Genomic DNA, 18,275 nt, shown 5'->3' with positions numbered 1-18,275 from the left:
CGCAGCCTTCGGCAGCTCCTACATGGGATTGGGTGTATTCAGTTAGAGATTGGTCGGCTGTCAGGCCGCCATCGCTGGCAAGTCAGCTCCCACAGAAATCAACAGCAGACCGCAGCCGCTTCTCACCACTCAACAGGATGAGCGTTAGCTCGGCTGCAGCTCTTGATCTGAAAGGCCCCTTCGGCAGGCTGAGTGGAGGGGTTTATCCGGGGGTGGGAGCGCAGCGACCGTTTGGCGAAGCCAAACACATCGAGAGGAGGTGCAGCGAAGCAAACCGGAGGCGATGCGCCCGGATGAACCCCGTAACGAAGGAACCCGAGCCACGGCGAGGGCCGAACGCCGGGGCCCAGCGTTTTGGTTACTTTTTGGCGTTTGAAAAAGTGACCCGCTGTAAGAGCGGAACCGCCAGCGGCAACACCCAAAAAAACGGATATTCACAAAGAACACCCAAAGCATGGTCGGCCCAAAGGCCGCCAAGACACAAAAAAAAGGGCAACCGAAGTTGCCCAAAATGCCTTGCGTGCTCATCAAACCCAGAAGGACTAAGGCTTCTTGCGCTTATTCGCATCCTTCCAGATAAAAAATCCAAACCCTGCAAAAAACAGAACCATGAGCCCAACGGTCAGAACCCCGGCAAACACCACGTTATCGAAAAACATGACTGTGGCCTCCTGGCCCCTGCTTTGCTGCGATGGAGCTAAGTTAACCAATCACGCAGGCGCAGAAATTGACCAGGATCAAGTCCGGTCAACACAGACGGCAAAGGCGGGAAAATAACTGACCTGCATCAAAGGATGCAGCGGGAGATCAACGCTTTTTCGGTTTCTTTTTCGACTTTTTCTGAGCTTTTCCCAACGGCATGGCCTGCTCGAAGGCCTTGCGCACTTCGTTCAGGCGTTTCTCGTTGAGGTCATGCACACGCTTGGCGCGTTCAGTGCTGAGGTCGATCAGTTTGTCGTCTTGGCTCATGGCGTTCGGTGCATCGCTTGAAGAATTCACAACTGCCGAATCACCGACAGGACTGCGCCAATCATGCAGCCTGACGCCCGCGCTCGACAACAATAGATGAATGACCGGATTCAGATCTCGATATCGACCCACAAGCCCTGACGCGGCTGATCTTCCATCAGCGGCACCACCGGCACGGTGTTGTCGGCATTGAGCTCGGTGCCCGGCACGGCGAGGTGTTCCTCCGGGTCTTCGTCGGCTTCGCGGCGGCGGCGATCACGTTCCTGCTGGCGGCGCTGTTCTTCGCGCGCCAGCAGTCGATCCTCTTCCGGGTCGCGTTTCTGCAGATCGATCGTGCTTTCGTTGGAGCTTTCCTGCACCGGCACCACCGGGGGAATGTCCGGCCGCTGGCGAATCGGATCCTGCTGGGAAGTGATCGGCACAGCGCTCAGGGGGAGCATCGGTGGCAGCATATAAAGGTCTCCTGTCAGCAAGCTATCGGCTGCGGCAAAGGCGCCTTGAGCCATCCGTCGCAAATCTGTGACGCACTTGGCACCTGTAGGAGCTGCCGCAGGCTGCGATCTTTTAATCGGACACTACAAATCTCAAGTGTTTCCAAAGATCAAAGGATCGCAGCCTGCGGCAGCTCCTACCCAGTAATCTTTGGCCCTGAAGCCTGCATTCCGTTAAGATAGCCCGCTTTTTCAAGGTGGGAGTCAGGCAGCATGGCGCAGCAGTATCAACCGGGGCAACGCTGGATCAGTGACAGCGAAGCAGAGCTTGGTTTAGGCACCGTTCTGGCACAGGACGGCCGCTTGTTGACCGTGCTTTACCCGGCCACTGGCGAAACCCGCCAGTACGCGCTACGGAATGCGCCCCTCACTCGCGTACGGTTCTCGCCGGGTGACAGCATTACTCACTTCGAAGGCTGGAAGATGACCGTGCAGCAAGTCGACGACGTCGACGGGCTGATGGTCTATCACGGCCTCAACGGGCAGAACGAAGCGGTCACCCTGCCGGAAACCCAGCTGTCGAACTTCATCCAGTTCCGGCTGGCCAGCGACCGCCTGTTCGCCGGGCAGATCGACCCGCTGTCGTGGTTCTCCCTGCGCTACAACACCCTGGAACACACCAGCCGCCAGTTGCAGTCTTCGCTCTGGGGCCTGGGCGGCGTGCGTGCGCAACCGATCGCGCACCAGTTGCACATTGCCCGTGAGGTCGCTGACCGTATCGCGCCGCGCGTATTGCTGGCGGACGAAGTGGGCCTGGGTAAAACCATCGAAGCCGGCTTGGTGATCCATCGCCAACTGCTGTCGGGCCGCGCCAATCGCGTGCTGATCCTGGTGCCGGAAAACCTCCAGCACCAGTGGCTGGTGGAAATGCGCCGCCGCTTCAACCTGCAGGTCGCGCTGTTCGACGAAGAGCGCTTCATCGAGAGCGATGCCACCAACCCGTTCGAAGACACCCAACTGGCGCTGGTGGCGCTGGAGTGGCTGGTCGACGACGAGAAAGCCCAGGACGCACTGTTCGCCGCCGGTTGGGACCTGTTGGTAGTCGACGAAGCGCACCACCTGGTGTGGCACGAAGAGAAAGCCAGCCCCGAGTATTCGCTGGTCGAACAACTGGCTGAAGTGATTCCTGGCGTGTTGCTGCTCACCGCCACCCCGGAACAACTCGGTCAGGACAGCCACTTCGCCCGCCTGCGCCTGCTCGACCCGAACCGTTTCCATGACCTGGCCGCCTTCCGCGCCGAGAGCGACAACTATCGCCCGGTGGCCGAAGCCGTTCAGGAACTGCTCGACAAAGGGCGCCTGTCGCCCGCAGCGCACAAGACCATTCACGGCTTCCTCGGCAACGAGGGCGAAGCCCTGCTGACCGCGGTCAACGATGGCGACACCGAAGCCAGCGCCCGCTTGGTGCGTGAACTGCTCGACCGTCACGGCACCGGCCGCGTGCTGTTCCGTAACACCCGCGCCGCCGTGCAGGGTTTCCCGGAACGCAAGCTGCACCCGTACCCGCTGCCGTGCCCGGATGAATACCTCGAACTGCCGCTGGGCGATCACGCCGAGCTGTACCCGGAAGTCAGCTTCCAGGCTCAGCCGGACGCCAGCGAAGAAGAGCGCTGGTGGAAATTCGACCCACGCGTCGAGTGGCTGATCGATCAGCTGAAAATGCTCAAGCGCACCAAAGTGCTGGTGATCTGCGCCCACGCCGAAACCGCGATGGACCTGGAAGACGCCCTGCGCGTGCGCTCCGGCATCCCGGCCACGGTGTTCCATGAAGGCATGAACATCCTTGAACGTGACCGCGCCGCCGCCTACTTCGCCGACGAAGAGTTTGGCGCCCAGGTACTGATCTGCTCGGAAATCGGCAGTGAAGGTCGCAACTTCCAGTTCGCGCACCATCTGGTGCTGTTCGATCTGCCGTCGCACCCGGACCTGCTCGAGCAGCGTATCGGGCGTCTCGACCGGATCGGCCAGAAGCACATCATCGAACTGCACGTGCCGTACCTGGAAACCAGCCCGCAAGAGCGCCTGTTCCAGTGGTACCACGAAGCGCTGAACGCGTTCCTCAATACCTGCCCGACCGGCAACGCCTTGCAGCACCAGTTCGGCCCACGCCTGCTGCCGCTGCTCGAAGAAGCCGACGACAGCGAGTGGCAAGCGCTGATCGACGAGGCGCGCACCGAACGCGAGCGTCTGGAACAAGAGCTGCACACCGGTCGCGACCGCCTGCTGGAACTCAACTCCGGTGGCGCTGGCGAAGGTGACGCGCTGGTCGAGGCGATCCATGAGCAGGACGACCAGTTCGCCCTGCCGATCTACATGGAAACCCTGTTCGACGCCTTCGGCATCGACAGCGAAGACCACTCGGAAAACGCCCTGATCCTCAAGCCGAGCGAGAAGATGCTCGACGCCAGCTTCCCGCTGGGTGACGACGAAGGTGTGACCATCACCTACGACCGCAATCAGGCGCTGTCGCGCGAAGACATGCAGTTCATCACCTGGGAACACCCGATGGTGCAGGGCGGCATGGACCTGGTGCTGTCCGGTTCGATGGGCAACACCGCCGTCGCGCTGATCAAGAACAAGGCGCTGAAACCGGGCACCGTGCTGCTGGAATTGCTCTACGTCAGCGAAGTGGTTGCCCCGCGTTCGCTGCAACTGGGCCGCTACCTGCCACCGGCTGCCCTGCGCTGCCTGCTCGACGCCAATGGCAACGACCTGTCGCCACGGGTCTCGTTCGAAACCCTGAACGATCAACTGGAAAGCGTGCCACGCGCCAGCGCCAACAAGTTCATCCAGGCCCAGCGCGATCAGCTGACGCCACGGATCAACGCCGGTGAAGACAAGATCGCCCCGCGTCACGCTGAGCGCGTGGCCGACGCCCGTCGCCGTCTGGCGGCCGACACCGACGAAGAACTGGCGCGCCTGACCGCGTTGCAAGCGGTCAACCCGACCGTGCGTGACAGCGAACTGGATGCGCTGCGCAAGCAACGTGAACAGGGTCTGGCGATGCTGGACAAAGCGGCGCTGCGTCTGGAAGCGATCCGGGTGTTGGTAGCGGGTTAAGCCCTCTGCTCCACCGCTATAAATTAAAAGGCCCGCAGTGATGCGGGTCTTTTTGTTTGTCTGTTATTTATCGGGTGATGCTAATGGCCCTATCGCGAGCAGGCTCACTCCTACAATTGGAATGCGTTTCAAACTGTAGGAGTGAGCCTGCTCGCGATAGCTATCATGCAGTCGCTACAGCAACATCAGGCTCAACCACCGCCACCAAACCCTCCTTCATCCGCTGCGCATCCCGGACAAAACACCGCGCCGCCAGAAACAGAAACACCATGGTCAAGAACAGCGCCACCGGGATCAGGTACATCGCGTCATGCAGCCCCACGGCCTTGAACGCCTCGGTCATCTGTTCAGCCCCTGCTGAAAGCATCGCCGATTGGGCGAAGTGATCCGACAGGCCACCGACCACCACCGGCCCCAAACCACCGCCCAGCAGGTACAACCCGGCAAAGAACAGCGCCATCGCCGTTGCCCGCAGGCGCGGTTCGACCACGTCCTGAATCGCCGTGTACACGCAGGTGTAGAAGTTATAGGCAAACAGCCAGCCGACGCTGAACAGCGCGACGAACACGCCGATCTCGACGCGTCCGGCATGCAGCGCCCACGCCGTGCACAACGCCGAGATGATCAGGCTGAACGCGGCAAACAACAGTCGGCCGTTGGCGACCCGCTGATGGATCTTGTCGGCGATCCAGCCGCCGAGGGTCAGGCCGATCAACCCGGTGATACCGACTATCACGCCGGTGGCCACCGCCGCATCGTGCAACGGCATCAAAAAATATCGCTGCAGCATCGGCACCATGAACGAGTTGCAGGCGTAGGTGGCGAAGTTGAAACACAAACCGGCCATCACCAGCCAGAGGAACGTCGGCACCGCGAGCACCCGGCGGATCGGCTTGTCGACTTTCTCCTGGGACACCTGCACGGTTTCCGCCGCGCCGCGCTTGGGCTCCTTGATGAAGAACATGAACACCGCAAGGATCAGCCCCGGCACCGCCGCAATAAAGAACGGCGCGCGCCAGCTGTCGAACGCCTTGACCATCGCGCCAATGGTGAAGAATGCCAGCAGCAGTCCCAGCGGCAGCCCGAGCATGAAAATACCCATCGCCCGGGCCCGCCGGTGCGCCGGAAACAGGTCGCCAATCAGCGAGTTGGCCGCCGGCGCATAACTGGCTTCGCCAATGCCGATGCCCATGCGCACCAGCAGGAAACTCCAGAAACTGCCGACCAGACCGTTGACCGCAGTCAGCGCGCTCCAGGTCGCCAGCCCCCAGCCCATCAGTTTGCTGCGCGAACCGGTGTCGGCCATCCGCCCCAAGGGCAGGCCAGCAATCGCATACACAAGGGTGAACGCCGTGCCGACAATCCCCAGCTGAAAGTCGCTGAGGTGCCATTCCATGCGGATCGGCTCGATGATGATCGCCGGAATGGTGCGGTCGAAGAAATTGAACAGGTTGGCAAGGAACAACAGGAACAGAATGCGCCAGGCATTCGCCGCTTGGGTCGAGTTCTGCATGGGTCCGTCTCTTTATTGTCATAGGGCTTCACTGCCGTCGCATCCGAGCCCGGAACCTGCAATCTAGACAGGCCTGCCGGGGCTGTCTGTGATCATTCGTCAAGCTGATGACGGGCCATGGCACTGTAACGAAACGTAAGCCCTTGATAACACTGCAATCGCCCATAAACCGGGGGTTTCACGGCAAAACCCGGCTACAAAAAAATACTTTCGCGCCCCCCTTCCCAAGTTCATGGCGAAGCCTAGAATAGCCGCCGGATCCGTCCGGATTCGCCGATCAACCCCTTTGATGCCCTCCTAATGTCCGAAGTCAGTCCGTGTCTAAATTGCGGTGCCTGCTGTTCCCATTTTCGCGTGTCATTTTTCTGGGGTGAATGCGCCTCCTCCGGGGGAACGGTGCCCGATGAACTGGTCACGCAGATCAGCCCCAGTCGGGTGGCGATGAATGGCACTGACTGCAAATCGCCGCGCTGCACGGCACTGATCGGTGAGGTGGGCACCAACGTGCAGTGCTCGATTTATGAGCAACGCTCCAGTCCCTGCCGCGAATTCGAGTCTTCCTGGGAGAACGGCGAACAGAATGTCGATTGCGACAAGGCGCGCGCCCGCTTCGGCCTGCCGCCCCTGCAACCGGACTGGGCTGAAATCCCCTTCGACCGGAGTGCCTGACGCTTAGCGCCAATCGCTATGAGGCTCATGCCGAAATCGTTGACTGCAATATGCCACTACCGCTTGCAGGTTAAAAACCGCCTCTATACTGCTTTCATTCGCTTGCGTTGATGGCGCAGGGACGACTTCAGAGACGGGGCATGCTATGGAGTGGCTTGGTTTGCAGTTTGTTACCGAGCTGCCGGACAGCGGGCAGGTCATCCTCGATTGCACCCACAACCCGCTGCTGGTGCTGGTGGCCTATCTGGTCGCCTGCGCCGCGAGTTTTGCCACTCTCGACATGGCCGAGCGGGTCGCCCATGCGGAAGACCTCGGTTCGCAGCGGGTGTGGCGCTGGATCGGCGCCACCTGCCTGGCTGGCGGTATCTGGGCCATGCACTTCATTGCCATGCTGGCGTTCCAGGCGCCGATCGAAATCCACTACGACCTGGCGGTCACCCTGTTCTCCCTGCTGATCGCACTGCTCGCGGCGTGGCTGGCGATGCACACTTTGAGTCATCCGCAAACCAGCCTGGTGCACTACCTGAAAACCGCCATCGTCATTGGTCTGGGCATCGCCGGCATGCATTACGTCGGCATGGCGGCGCTGCACTCGGTGGCCACAGCCTACTATCAGCCGCTGCTGTTCTGCCTGTCGATCATGATTGCCATTGGCGCCAGCTTCACCGCGTTGTGGGTTGCCGGTTATTTGCGTGAAGGCAGTGGGCGTTTTCATCAATTGCTCAAATACAGCGCCGCGATGATCCTCGGCGCCGGCATCATCAGCATGCACTTCACCGCGATGGCCGCGTTGCACCTGGTGTTGCCCGAAGGCACTGCGCCGACCCTGAGCGGCGAAACCAATCACCTGCAACTGGGCCTGACCGTCGCGCTGATCATCCTGCTGATTCTCGGCAGCGCGATCAGCGCGGCGCTGGCCGACAAGAAACTGCAGAGCAAGGAGCACGACCTGCGTCGGGTCAACGCCCTGCTCAGCCAACTCGATCAGGCGCGGATGTCGCTGCAACAAGTGGCCAACTACGACGCCTTGACCAACCTGATCAACCGCCGCGGCTTCAATCAGATCTTCGCCGAGAAACTCAGCCAGAAAACCAGCGAAGGCGGCATGCTTGCGGTCATGTTTCTCGACATCGACCACTTCAAGCGAATCAACGACAGCCTGGGCCACGACGCCGGCGACGCCCTGCTCAAAGTCATCGCCAATCACATCAAAAATTCGGTGCGCAGCCATGACGACGTGGTTGCGCGCTTCGGTGGCGACGAGTTCTGCATCCTGATCGGCCTGCGTGACCGTGAAGAAGCGCGCAGCATGGCGCAACGGATCATGCTGAAAATGAAGGAGCCGATCGAACTCGCCGGACGCCGTATGGTGATGACCACCAGCATCGGCATCAGCCTGTTCCCCGACGACGGCACCACCTGCGAAGAACTGCTCAAGCACGCCGATCTGGCGTTGTATCAGTCCAAGGGTGCCGGGCGTAACGGCCTGCACTTTTTCAGTTCGAACATGAAGACCCGCGCCAGCCTCGAACTGCAATTGGAAGAAGAACTGCGCCAGGCCCTGCGTGAAGAACACGGGCTGACGCTGTATTACCAACCGATCTTCGAACTGAAAACCGGTCGGGTAACCAAACTCGAAGCGTTGATCCGCTGGCAGCACCCGGTGCATGGCCTGCTGGCCCCGGACCGTTTCATTGCGATTGCCGAAACCAACGGCCTGATCGCCGAACTGGATAACTGGGTGCTGCGCAGGGCCTGCGCGGACCTTGGCGAACTGACACGGCACGGCTGCGAAGAATTGAAAATCGCCTGGAACTGCTCGCCACTCAATCTCGCCCGGGAAGAGCTGGCCGACGAGATCGAAAGCGCACTGCGCAGCGCCGGGGTCGCGCCGGAACGGCTGGAACTGGAAGTCACCGAAAACGCACTGATGGGCAACATCGCCAACACCCTGGTGCTGCTGCGGCAGATCCGCGCCCTCGGCGTGTCGCTGTCGATCGACGACTTCGGCACCGGTTATTCGTCGCTGGCCTACCTCAAGCGCCTGCCGCTGAACACGCTGAAGATCGATCGCTCGTTCATTCTCGACATTCCCACGGCAACCGCCGACATGGAGATCGTCCAGGCGATCATCGTCATGGCCCACACCCTGCATCTGCAGGTGGTGACCGAAGGCGTGGAAAGCCTGGAGCAGTACGAGTTCCTGGAGCGCTCGGGCTGCGACTACATTCAGGGTTACCTGCTCAGCCGTCCGGTGCCGCTGGACGAATTACGCCCGGTGCTGGAAGAAATCAATCAGCGCAAACACTCGCACGCGGTCAATCCGCTGAGTCTGGCGCGCGGTACATTTGAACCAGTGTCGCTGGATCCTGCTGCAAAAAGCCTTGCGCCCCATGCAGGCGCATCAGTTGTGCGGCCAATCCGCTGATGGGCGTGGCCGAACCCTGTTCGCGAGAGAACTTCACCGCGGTATCGAGATCCTTGAGCAGCGTGCGCACGTGCCATTTCACCGGTTCGAAACGGCTCTCGGCCATTTGCGGGGCGAGGATCTGCAACGGTTTCGAATCGGCGAAACCACCGGCCAGCGCTTCGGCGATCAGGCCGGCATCGACTCCGGCCTGTTCGGCCAGCGCCACCACTTCGGCAATCACCAGCGCATTGCAGGCGACGATCATCTGATTGCAGGCCTTGGTCACCTGCCCGGCGCCAATGCCGCCCATGTGGGTAACGCGCTGACCGAGGTTGAGCAGCACCGGGCGCACCCGATCCAGATCCGCCGCTGTCCCACCGACCATGATTGCCAGGCTGCCCGCCTCGGCACCGACCACGCCGCCGGACACCGGGGAATCGAGCCAGCGCATGCCGGTCTGGTCTGCCAGTTCGGCCGCCATCTCACGCGTCGCGGTCGGTTCCAGACTGGAAAAATCCACCAGCAACTGGCCTTCTTTTGCACCTTCAGCGACACCGCCGGCGCCAAACACCACCTCGCGCACCACCGCCGTGTCGGCCAGACAGAGCATCACCACGTCCGCGTGTTCACACAGTTCGGCCGGGGTCGCGACCTGCCGGGCACCGGCTTCGACCAGGGGTGCGCACTTGGCCGGGTTGCGGTTCCACACGGTCAGCGGGTAACCCGCGGCCAGCAGACGCCGGCACATCGGCAAGCCCATCAAGCCGATTCCGGCAAAGCCCAACGAAGGTAGCGTTGACATCATTTCGCCTCTTTTCGATTAAAGATCACCGAATAATGGCCGATTCATGAACGATCAGGAAAGGATTCCCCCGCGCGACGATCAGGCCAAGCCCCTGACGCCCGGGCCAAATACGCGCAGTCAAAGACGCGAGATCCTCTTTTCCGTGAGGCTCGATGACACCGGTCGCCGAGCCAATCCTGTCCAGGTATATGGCGCACAATGACTTCTAAAAACAATCCGGCCACTGCGGTATCCGACCTGACCCTGAGCCCTGCGGCGAACAGCCCGGCGCCGATGAAGCCATTGCCTCCTTCGCGCCCGCTGGGCACTCACCAATATCTGTACTACACCGAGACCAACACCGACCGCATCCTCGATAACCTCGACGGCTTGCGTGACCTGGTGTTCCCGCGTCCGCCGCACCTGGAAGGCGACAACGAACAGCACAACGACCAGGAATTTCCGTCGGTGTGCCTGATCGGCCTCGGTCGCTGCGGCTCGAACATCGCCCTCGACGTCGCCGAACTGGTGTACAACGCGCGCAAGTTCTACCTCAACGAATTCAACAATGAAGACCGCGCGGCGGATCGGCGGCTGGCTGACAAGGGCTACAGCCCGGCCCAGTGGATCAAGCACAACCTGCGGATCGGCCCGAACAAATCCACCAAACCGGTGTTCCTGGTGGAACCGCTGGTGATGCTCGGCGACCTCGACAAGGACATCGCCGGGCGCATCCGTTTCTCGCGCAAGGGCGAAAAAAGCGGCTTCCTGCGCGACTACAGCAAAATGAAGATCATGGACTTGTCCGAAGTCCACGCCGGTGGCGCCGGTAACGCGCCGATCCTCGGCCAGTACCTGGCGAAGATCATCCTCAACAAGGACACCCAGCGTTTCTCCAGCCCCGACTGGAAAATGATCCACTCGTATCTGATCGACAGCTGCGGCATCAAGGCCAACCAGTCGCGCCTGTACTTCTCGATCTTCAGTGCCGGCGGCGGTACCGGCTCGGGCATGGCCTCGGAATTCGGCCTGGCCCAGCAGCACTCGTACATGAACAAGACGTTCGACACCAAGCCGATGGACGAGCACGACGGCAAGAGCGGGCATTCGTTCGTGTTCGAGCCGATCTTCACCAGCGGCATCTGCGTGCTGCCGAACATTTCCGACCACCGCAGTGAAATGTCCGAGGCGCTGCACATCAACGCCGGACGCCTGCTGTGCAAATACCTGTCGGAAGAATGGGATTTCTCGTACAACTTCGCCAATGAAGACAGCAGCGAAGCCAGCGTCATGGGGCGTATCCGCCCATGGAACGCGATGATGCTGATCTCCAACGACATCATGCGTTACGCCGAAGAGAGCGATGACGGCAACATCCAGAACATTGATGTCAATGCGATGGAGAAGCACGCCAACCAGTACATATCGCAGCAGATCTTCAACATTCTGACGGCGCAGGCGGTGACCACCGACTACGACCAGAACTACTTCCGTCGCGCCGGCATCGACATCGGCGAAACCATTCGCCTGGACGCCAACGACCTGTTCATGAGCCTGGCCGGTCCGGTGGCAATCGCCTACGCCGAATCGGTGGTGCCGGAAACCCCGCCGCCGAGCAGCGACAAGTTCAAGGTGTTCGACAAAGAACCGCAGCGCCTGAACATCGACGACCTGTTTTTCCGATCGATCGACCTGCCGCACTTCAACAAGGTCACCCAGGCGATCGAAGGCATCAGCCTGCTGCCGATCGAGTCCAAGCGCTATCGTGCGTCCCTGGAGCAGTACAAGAATTCCGGCTACGACGCCGCCGCCCTGCACGACCTGCACTTCTTCAAGAACTGCTCGTCGGTGGTCTCGATCGTTTCGCTGCCCAAAGACTACAAGCTGTCGTACATGGACCTGAACCGGTTGAAGACCCACCTCAACAGCCTGTTCCCCAACACCACGCTCAAGCGTTATGCACTGGTGATCGGTGCGTCGGCCAACCTGTCGCTGACCACCCTGATCGCCAAGAGCCCGTGCCTGTCGGACGACTTCCTGACGTTGATCGTGGCGTTCATCAAGCGCTGCTTCGCGAAGACCCCATACCGTTTTGATGAGACCCTGGACAACTCGATCCTCGACTTCATCATTAATGAAGACTTCGACGAAGACCGCATCGACGACCTGCTCAACGAGTTCGAGAACCCGGCGAAGATCCTCGACACCAACTGGTACGCGATCAAACCGATGTACGAGAAGAAATACCGCGAACTGATCAACGACAAGGACAAGTTCGTCTCGATCAATGACATTCGCCTGTCGCGCGATTGCGTGAAGAAGTCGATCAAGTACCTGCGCGAGATCTACCGTCACCGGATCGGCAAGACCAAGGTTATTTCCCTGAATAACCATACGGGCAAGACTTACTCGGTCTGATCCGAGACCGAGTCGCCGCCATCGCGAGCAGGCTCACTCCTACAGTTGGAACGCATTCCCCTGTAGGAGTGAGCCTGCTCGCGATGAGGCCATCAAATCCCCTGAAAATCTCAGCTTTTCCAATATCCAGAAACAATTAAGCAGCCGTTAGGCTGCTTACTGAACTGTTCCCGTTACGTTTACGTCACCGTGAGGCCACCCCTGCTTGTGGCATTTCTTCACGGCAACGTGCCATCACGCTACTCGGCTACACACTTTCCTGCAGCCGAGGTGCGCACCACCAAGGTGCGACCGCTCAGGCCGACGCCCTTTCCTGGATCAGAATCCACGGACTTACCACCACCGCCCACAGCGCGGGATCCCGCTCGAAAATATCCAGCGCCCGCGTTTCAGACAGCTTCGCGACCTTGTCTTCGGCCAACCAGGCGGCGACTTTCTCGCCATCATCCGATGCCACGGCCTCGGCAGCGGCGATCAAATCCAGGGCCGGGTCGACCCACAATAGGGCACCCTTGGCGAAGAACGGCTCCAGCTCTTTCCAGGTAATAGATGCGGTTTCACCAAGCAGCTTGGCATAGAGGGTGCTAGGTTCTTGATTCATGGGACTGTCCGGAAAAGAAATCGACGCGAATGATAACGTCGGTGGTCCGGTAGAAAAACCCGGTTGCAAATGGCTTCACCGAACGAAAAGAGCAGGAACGCCAAGGAATGCTGCTGTTTGGGGCATAAGCCCCACGAAAGCCCCGCCGCAATTCTGTCTTTTTCATTCAAAAATGCGACACCCACAAGTTTTGCCCCCTGGCGCCAGCTTCCCAGGCCAACAACCGGCGCTCTACACTGTACCGGTACAGTTGCCGGGGGCATTTCCGGAGGGTATCGCAAAGATATCTGACCCGGTTCTGCTGCTACGGCGCCAGAACTCAAAAAAATTACAACAGTAAGAGTGGAGCACTATGACTAAGGCTACTAAGCAGATTTCCAAACTGTTTGCCGCTATGGTTCTGGCCGGGGTTGCCAGCCATTCGTTCGCAGCTGACACCATCAAGATCGGTATTGCCGGCCCTAAAACCGGCCCCGTTGCCCAATACGGCGACATGCAGTTCAGTGGCGCGAAAATGGCCATCGAGCAGATCAACGCCAAGGGCGGCGTCGACGGCAAGAAACTCGAAGCCGTTGAATACGATGACGCGTGCGATCCGAAACAAGCCGTTGCGGTCGCGAACAAGGTCGTCAACGATGGCGTCAAGTTCGTGGTCGGTCACCTGTGCTCCAGCTCCACTCAGCCTGCTTCGGACATCTACGAAGACGAAGGCGTGATCATGATCACCCCGGCTGCCACCAGCCCGGACATCACCGCTCGTGGTTACAAAATGGTCTTCCGCACCATCGGTCTGGACAGCGCCCAGGGCCCTGCCGCCGGTAACTACATTGCCGACCACGTGAAACCGAAAATCGTTGCTGTACTGCACGACAAGCAGCAATACGGTGAAGGCATCGCCACCGCCGTTAAAGCGACCCTGGAGAAGAAAGGCGTGAAAGTCGCCGTGTTCGAAGGCGTCAACGCCGGCGACAAGGACTTCTCCTCGATGATCGCCAAACTCAAGCAAGCCAACGTCGACTTCGTTTACTACGGCGGCTACCACCCGGAGCTGGGTCTGATCCTGCGTCAATCCCAGGAAAAAGGCCTGAAAGCCAAGTTCATGGGTCCGGAAGGCGTGGGTAACGACTCCATTTCGCAGATCGCCAAAGACGCCTCCGAAGGCCTGCTGGTGACCCTGCCGAAATCCTTCGACCAGGATCCGGCCAACGTCGCCCTGGCAGATGCCTTCAAGGCCAAGAAAGAAGACCCGAGCGGCCCGTTCGTGTTCCCTTCCTACTCGGCGGTTGAAGTGATTGCCCAGGGTATCACCGCAGCCAAATCCGAAGACCCTGCCAAAGTGGCCGAAGCCATTCACGCCGGCACCTTCAAGACCCCGACCGGCGATCTGAGCTTCGACGCCAAAGGTGACCTGAAGGACTTCAAATTTGTGGTTTACGAGTGGCACTTCGGCAAACCAAAAACTGAAGCTTCGCCTCAGTAAGGCGCGCCCTGACTGACTGCCAATAAAGCCCACGGCGTGCCGTGGGCTTTGTTTTACGAATGTATGGGCCGCGCTGGCGTGATCCGCCAGTCTCCCCACCTGAAAATCTCAAAACCGTCATCAGCGGTTCGCTGGCAAAACCCGGATTCGAAGTGGATATAGATCCACGGGGCCGGGCGGGAAAATGACTCCACCAGTGAAATGCGTATCAGGTTTTTAGGAGCGTTGTAATGCCTGACATCTATCACTTCTTCCAACAGCTGGTTAATGGCCTGACCATTGGCAGCACGTATGCCCTGATCGCCATCGGCTATACGATGGTCTACGGCATCATTGGAATGATCAACTTCGCCCACGGCGAGGTGTACATGATCGGTTCCTACGTGGCGTTCATCGCCATTGCCGGGCTGGCCATGATGGGAATCGACAACGTCCCGCTGTTGATGACCGCAGCGTTCATCGCGAGCATCGTCGTCACCAGTTCCTACGGTTACAGCATCGAACGGATCGCCTACCGCCCCCTGCGCGGCAGCAACCGTCTGATCCCGCTGATTTCCGCCATCGGTATGTCGATCTTCCTGCAGAACACGGTTCTGCTGGCGCAAGACTCCAAGGACAAATCCATCCCCAACCTGATCCCTGGAAACATTTCCATCGGGCCAGGTGGCGCACATGAAGTGCTGATTTCCTACATGCAAATCGTGGTGTTCGTGGTGACCCTGGTCGCCATGCTCGGCCTCACGCTGTTCATCTCCCGCTCTCGCCTGGGCCGCGCCTGCCGCGCCTGTGCCGAAGACATCAAGATGGCCAACCTGCTGGGCATCAACACCAACAACATCATCGCCCTGACCTTCGTCATCGGTGCTGCGCTGGCGGCCGTCGCGGCTGTGCTGCTGAGCATGCAGTACGGCGTGATCAACCCGAACGCCGGTTTCCTCGTCGGCCTCAAGGCCTTCACCGCCGCGGTACTGGGCGGCATCGGCAGCATCCCCGGAGCGATGCTCGGCGGGCTGGTGCTTGGGGTGGCGGAAGCGTTCGGTGCCGATATCTTCGGCGACCAGTACAAGGACGTCGTGGCTTTCGGCTTGTTGGTTCTGGTGCTGTTGTTCCGTCCGACCGGCATTCTGGGCCGTCCGGAGGTTGAGAAAGTATGACTAGGAATCTTAAACAGGCGCTGTTCAGCGCTTTGCTGGTGTGGGCCGTGGCCTACCCGGTACTCGGTCTGAAACTGACCATCGTCGGCATCAACCTCGAAGTGCACGGCACCAGCCCGGCCATTCTGGCGACCATCGCCGTGTGCTCGGTGCTGATGTTCCTGCGGGTGCTGTTCAACCAGCAGATCAGCAAGGCGTGGAAATCCTCGCCGGGCCTGCCGTTGATCCCGGCCAAGGCCAGCAACTTCCTGACCCTGCCGACCACCCAGCGCTACATCATCATCGCGCTGATCCTGGGTGCGCTGATCTGGCCGTTCTTCGGCTCCCGGGGCGCGGTGGACATCGCAACGCTGATCCTGATCTACGTGATGCTCGGCCTCGGCCTGAACATCGTCGTGGGTCTGGCCGGTCTGCTCGATCTGGGTTACGTCGGCTTCTACGCCGTCGGCGCCTACAGCTACGCGCTGCTGTCGCACTACTACGGCCTGAGCTTCTGGATCTGCCTGCCGATTGCCGGTCTGATGGCGGCGACGTTCGGCTTCCTGCTGGGCTTCCCGGTGTTGCGTCTGCGCGGTGACTACCTGGCGATCGTGACCCTCGGCTTCGGCGAGATCATCCGTCTGTTCCTGCGTAACCTGACCGACATCACCGGCGGTCCGAACGGCATCAGCAACATCGAGAAACCGACGTTCTTCGGCCTGACCTTCGAACGCAAGGCCGCGGAAGGCATGCAAACCTTCCACGAGTATTTCGGCCTCGAATACAACTCGATCAACAAGGTGATCTTCCTCTACCTGGTGGCCCTGTTGCTGGCGCTGGCGGCGCTGTTCATCATCAACCGCCTGCTGCGCATGCCGATCGGCCGTGCGTGGGAAGCGCTGCGTGAAGATGAAATCGCCTGCCGGGCACTGGGTCTGAATCCGACGATCATCAAGCTGTCGGCGTTCACCCTGGGTGCGAGCTTCGCCGGTTTCGCCGGTAGCTTCTTCGCTGCCCGTCAGGGTCTGGTGACACCGGAATCGTTCACCTTCATCGAGTCGGCGATCATCCTCGCCATCGTCGTGCTGGGTGGCATGGGCTCGCAGCTGGGCGTGATTCTCGCGGCCGTGGTGATGATCCTGTTGCCGGAAATGATGCGTGAGTTCAGCGAATACCGGATGTTGATGTTCGGTGCGCTGATGGTGTTGATGATGATCTGGCGTCCACAAGGTCTGCTGCCGATGCAACGCCCACACATGGAGTTGCGAAAATGAGCCGCGAGATTCTTAAAGTCGAAAACCTGAGCATGCGCTTCGGCGGCTTGCTGGCGGTCAATGGCGTGGCCCTGACCGTGAAGGAAAAACAAGTGGTGGCGCTGATCGGGCCGAACGGCGCGGGCAAGACCACCGTGTTCAACTGCCTGACCGGTTTCTACCAGCCTTCGGGCGGCAGCATCCTGCTGGACGGCGAGCCGATCCAGGGCCTGCCGGGGCACAAGATCGCCCTCAAGGGCGTGGTGCGCACCTTTCAGAACGTGCGATTGTTCAAGGACATGACAGCGGTCGAGAACCTGTTGATCGCCCAGCACCGTCACCTGAACACCAACTTCCTGGCCGGCCTGTTCAAGACCCCGGCGTTCCGCAAGAGCGAACGCGAGGCCATGGAATATGCCGAGTACTGGCTGGAAAAGGTCAACCTGAAAGAGTTCGCCAACCGTACCGCCGGCACCCTGGCCTACGGTCAGCAACGGCGCCTGGAAATCGCCCGCTGCATGATGACCCGCCCACGGATCCTCATGCTCGACGAACCGGCCGCCGGTCTGAACCCGAAGGAAACCGAAGACCTCAAGGCGCTGATCAGCGTGCTGCGTGAAGAGCACAACGTCACCGTGCTGCTGATCGAGCACGACATGAAACTGGTCATGAGCATTTCCGACCACATCGTCGTGATCAACCAGGGCACGCCTCTGGCCGACGGCACGCCGGAACAGATCCGCGACAATCCTGAAGTGATCAAAGCCTACCTGGGGGAAGCGTAAATGCTGCAGTTCGAAAACGTTTCCACCTTCTACGGCAAGATCCAGGCCCTGCACAGCGTCAACGTCGAAGTCCGTCAGGGCGAGATCGTGACGCTGATCGGCGCCAACGGTGCCGGCAAGTCCACGTTGCTGATGACGCTCTGCGGTTCGCCGCAGGCGCACAGCGGCAGCATCCGCTACATGGGTGAGGAACTGGTCGGCCAGGACTCTTCGCAGATCATGCGCAAAAGCATCGCGGTGGTGCCGGAAGGTCGTCGGGTGTTCGCTCGTCTGACCGTCGAAGAGAACCTGTCGATGGGCGGTTTCTTCACCGACAAGGGCGACTATCAAGCGCAAATGGACAAGGTCCTCGGCCTGTTCCCGCGCCTGAAAGAACGCTTCAACCAGCGCGGCGGCACCATGTCCGGCGGCGAACAGCAAATGCTCGCCATCGGCCGTGCGCTGATGAGCAAGCCGAAACTGCTGCTGCTCGACGAGCCGTCGCTGGGCCTGGCGCCGATCATCATCCAGCAGATCTTCGACATCATCGAACAGCTGCGCAAGGACGGTGTGACGGTGTTCCTGGTCGAGCAGAACGCCAACCAGGCGCTGAAAATCGCTGACCGTGCGTACGTTCTGGAGAACGGCCGCGTGGTCATGCAAGGCACCGGTGAAGCCCTGCTGACCGACCCGAAAGTGCGCGAGGCGTACCTCGGCGGTTGATGCTTTT

15 protein-coding genes are annotated in these 18,275 nt (G+C 60.2%); 9 read left to right on the top strand and 6 right to left on the bottom strand.

Annotation, left to right across the window (positions count from 1 at the left end):
* Window positions 1-542 precede the first annotated feature (542 nt).
* The 3 genes from ccoM to J5M57_RS23050 all read right to left on the bottom strand — a co-directional run bounded on the left by ccoM (window position 543) and on the right by J5M57_RS23050 (window position 1,421).
* Entirely contained in the window at window positions 543-659 is a 117-nt protein-coding gene (gene ccoM, locus J5M57_RS29095) for a cytochrome c oxidase subunit CcoM (RefSeq protein ID WP_007959205.1), read from the bottom strand.
* 148 nt (window positions 660-807) lie between these two features.
* On the bottom strand, window positions 808-969 hold the full coding sequence (locus J5M57_RS23055) for a hypothetical protein (RefSeq protein ID WP_099093330.1): 162 nt from the start codon (window positions 967-969) through the stop codon (window positions 808-810).
* Window positions 970-1,079: 110 nt separating this feature from the next.
* Window positions 1,080-1,421: a hypothetical protein gene (locus tag J5M57_RS23050; RefSeq protein ID WP_003222394.1), complete on the bottom strand. Its 342-nt coding sequence runs from the start codon at window positions 1,419-1,421 to the stop codon at window positions 1,080-1,082.
* A gap of 252 nt (window positions 1,422-1,673) precedes the next feature.
* On the opposite strand from J5M57_RS23050, the gene rapA reads away from it, so the two are divergent.
* A complete protein-coding gene (gene rapA / locus J5M57_RS23045) occupies window positions 1,674-4,520 on the top strand; it encodes an RNA polymerase-associated protein RapA (RefSeq protein ID WP_207847048.1) in 2,847 nt (948 codons plus the stop codon).
* A 163-nt stretch (window positions 4,521-4,683) separates the two neighbouring features.
* Here the strand turns inward: rapA and J5M57_RS23040 are convergent, their stop codons facing one another.
* Window positions 4,684-6,033, bottom strand: coding sequence for an MFS transporter (locus tag J5M57_RS23040; RefSeq protein WP_207847050.1), 1,350 nt, complete (start codon window positions 6,031-6,033; stop codon window positions 4,684-4,686).
* 300 nt (window positions 6,034-6,333) lie between these two features.
* On the opposite strand from J5M57_RS23040, the gene J5M57_RS23035 reads away from it, so the two are divergent.
* Window positions 6,334-6,702, top strand: a complete 369-nt coding sequence (locus J5M57_RS23035) for a YkgJ family cysteine cluster protein (RefSeq protein ID WP_207847053.1) — start codon at window positions 6,334-6,336, stop codon at window positions 6,700-6,702.
* A gap of 145 nt (window positions 6,703-6,847) precedes the next feature.
* Entirely contained in the window at window positions 6,848-9,130 is a 2,283-nt protein-coding gene (locus J5M57_RS23030) for a bifunctional diguanylate cyclase/phosphodiesterase (protein ID WP_207847055.1), read from the top strand.
* On the opposite strand, the gene J5M57_RS23025 is transcribed toward J5M57_RS23030, so the two are convergent.
* Window positions 9,021-9,917, bottom strand: coding sequence for an NAD(P)-dependent oxidoreductase (locus tag J5M57_RS23025; RefSeq protein ID WP_169841124.1), 897 nt, complete (start codon window positions 9,915-9,917; stop codon window positions 9,021-9,023). The two genes, J5M57_RS23030 and J5M57_RS23025, sit on opposite strands and share 110 nt — an antisense overlap.
* 198 nt (window positions 9,918-10,115) lie before the next feature.
* On the opposite strand from J5M57_RS23025, the gene J5M57_RS23020 reads away from it, so the two are divergent.
* On the top strand, window positions 10,116-12,314 hold the full coding sequence (locus J5M57_RS23020; protein ID WP_064586353.1) for a hypothetical protein: 2,199 nt from the start codon (window positions 10,116-10,118) through the stop codon (window positions 12,312-12,314).
* Window positions 12,315-12,609: 295 nt separating this feature from the next.
* Here the strand turns inward: J5M57_RS23020 and J5M57_RS23015 are convergent, their stop codons facing one another.
* A complete protein-coding gene (locus J5M57_RS23015) occupies window positions 12,610-12,915 on the bottom strand; it encodes a DUF2288 domain-containing protein (RefSeq protein ID WP_064586352.1) in 306 nt (101 codons plus the stop codon).
* Window positions 12,916-13,267: 352 nt separating this feature from the next.
* Here J5M57_RS23015 and J5M57_RS23010 point away from each other — a divergent pair, with 352 nt between their 5' ends.
* From J5M57_RS23010 to J5M57_RS22990, 5 genes are all read left to right on the top strand, one after another.
* Window positions 13,268-14,395 (top strand): branched-chain amino acid ABC transporter substrate-binding protein, encoded by a 1,128-nt coding sequence (locus tag J5M57_RS23010; RefSeq protein ID WP_207847057.1) that lies wholly within the window; start codon window positions 13,268-13,270, stop codon window positions 14,393-14,395.
* 230 nt (window positions 14,396-14,625) lie between these two features.
* Entirely contained in the window at window positions 14,626-15,549 is a 924-nt protein-coding gene (livH, locus tag J5M57_RS23005) for a high-affinity branched-chain amino acid ABC transporter permease LivH (RefSeq protein ID WP_003222384.1), read from the top strand.
* On the top strand, window positions 15,546-16,802 hold the full coding sequence (locus J5M57_RS23000; protein WP_025110758.1) for a high-affinity branched-chain amino acid ABC transporter permease LivM: 1,257 nt from the start codon (window positions 15,546-15,548) through the stop codon (window positions 16,800-16,802). The genes livH and J5M57_RS23000 overlap by 4 nt, the downstream gene beginning before the upstream one ends.
* The gene (gene livG, locus J5M57_RS22995) at window positions 16,799-17,566 is read left to right on the top strand and encodes a high-affinity branched-chain amino acid ABC transporter ATP-binding protein LivG (protein WP_025110759.1); all 768 of its coding nucleotides are present in this window, start codon (window positions 16,799-16,801) and stop codon (window positions 17,564-17,566) included. Before J5M57_RS23000 ends, livG begins: the two co-directional genes overlap by 4 nt.
* Window positions 17,567-18,268, top strand: coding sequence for an ABC transporter ATP-binding protein (locus J5M57_RS22990; protein ID WP_064586349.1), 702 nt, complete (start codon window positions 17,567-17,569; stop codon window positions 18,266-18,268).
* Window positions 18,269-18,275: the final 7 nt, after the last annotated feature.

The sequence above is a fragment of the Pseudomonas sp. 86_A genome (assembly GCF_017491705.1).
GTDB classification, from domain to species: domain Bacteria; phylum Pseudomonadota; class Gammaproteobacteria; order Pseudomonadales; family Pseudomonadaceae; genus Aquipseudomonas; species Aquipseudomonas koreensis.
The sequence above is the reverse complement of the archived record's forward strand: the minus strand, read 5'-3'. Positions and strand labels throughout refer to the sequence as shown.

Excerpts from the sequence above, each read along its gene's own strand:
- rapA (WP_207847048.1), top strand. The coding sequence starts at position 1,674 with ATGGCGCAGCAGTATCAACCGGGGCAACGCTGGATCAGTGACAGCGAA.
- J5M57_RS23040 (WP_207847050.1), bottom strand. The coding sequence starts at position 6,033 with ATGCAGAACTCGACCCAAGCGGCGAATGCCTGGCGCATTCTGTTCCTG.
- J5M57_RS23055 (WP_099093330.1), bottom strand. The coding sequence starts at position 969 with ATGAGCCAAGACGACAAACTGATCGACCTCAGCACTGAACGCGCCAAG.
- J5M57_RS23025 (WP_169841124.1), bottom strand. The coding sequence starts at position 9,917 with ATGATGTCAACGCTACCTTCGTTGGGCTTTGCCGGAATCGGCTTGATG.
- J5M57_RS23000 (WP_025110758.1), top strand. The coding sequence starts at position 15,546 with ATGACTAGGAATCTTAAACAGGCGCTGTTCAGCGCTTTGCTGGTGTGG.
- ccoM (WP_007959205.1), bottom strand. The coding sequence starts at position 659 with ATGTTTTTCGATAACGTGGTGTTTGCCGGGGTTCTGACCGTTGGGCTC.
- livG (WP_025110759.1), top strand. The coding sequence starts at position 16,799 with ATGAGCCGCGAGATTCTTAAAGTCGAAAACCTGAGCATGCGCTTCGGC.
- livH (WP_003222384.1), top strand. The coding sequence starts at position 14,626 with ATGCCTGACATCTATCACTTCTTCCAACAGCTGGTTAATGGCCTGACC.
- J5M57_RS23015 (WP_064586352.1), bottom strand. The coding sequence starts at position 12,915 with ATGAATCAAGAACCTAGCACCCTCTATGCCAAGCTGCTTGGTGAAACC.
- J5M57_RS23030 (WP_207847055.1), top strand. The coding sequence starts at position 6,848 with ATGGAGTGGCTTGGTTTGCAGTTTGTTACCGAGCTGCCGGACAGCGGG.
- J5M57_RS23020 (WP_064586353.1), top strand. The coding sequence starts at position 10,116 with ATGACTTCTAAAAACAATCCGGCCACTGCGGTATCCGACCTGACCCTG.
- J5M57_RS23010 (WP_207847057.1), top strand. The coding sequence starts at position 13,268 with ATGACTAAGGCTACTAAGCAGATTTCCAAACTGTTTGCCGCTATGGTT.
- J5M57_RS23050 (WP_003222394.1), bottom strand. The coding sequence starts at position 1,421 with ATGCTGCCACCGATGCTCCCCCTGAGCGCTGTGCCGATCACTTCCCAG.
- J5M57_RS23035 (WP_207847053.1), top strand. The coding sequence starts at position 6,334 with ATGTCCGAAGTCAGTCCGTGTCTAAATTGCGGTGCCTGCTGTTCCCAT.
- J5M57_RS22990 (WP_064586349.1), top strand. The coding sequence starts at position 17,567 with ATGCTGCAGTTCGAAAACGTTTCCACCTTCTACGGCAAGATCCAGGCC.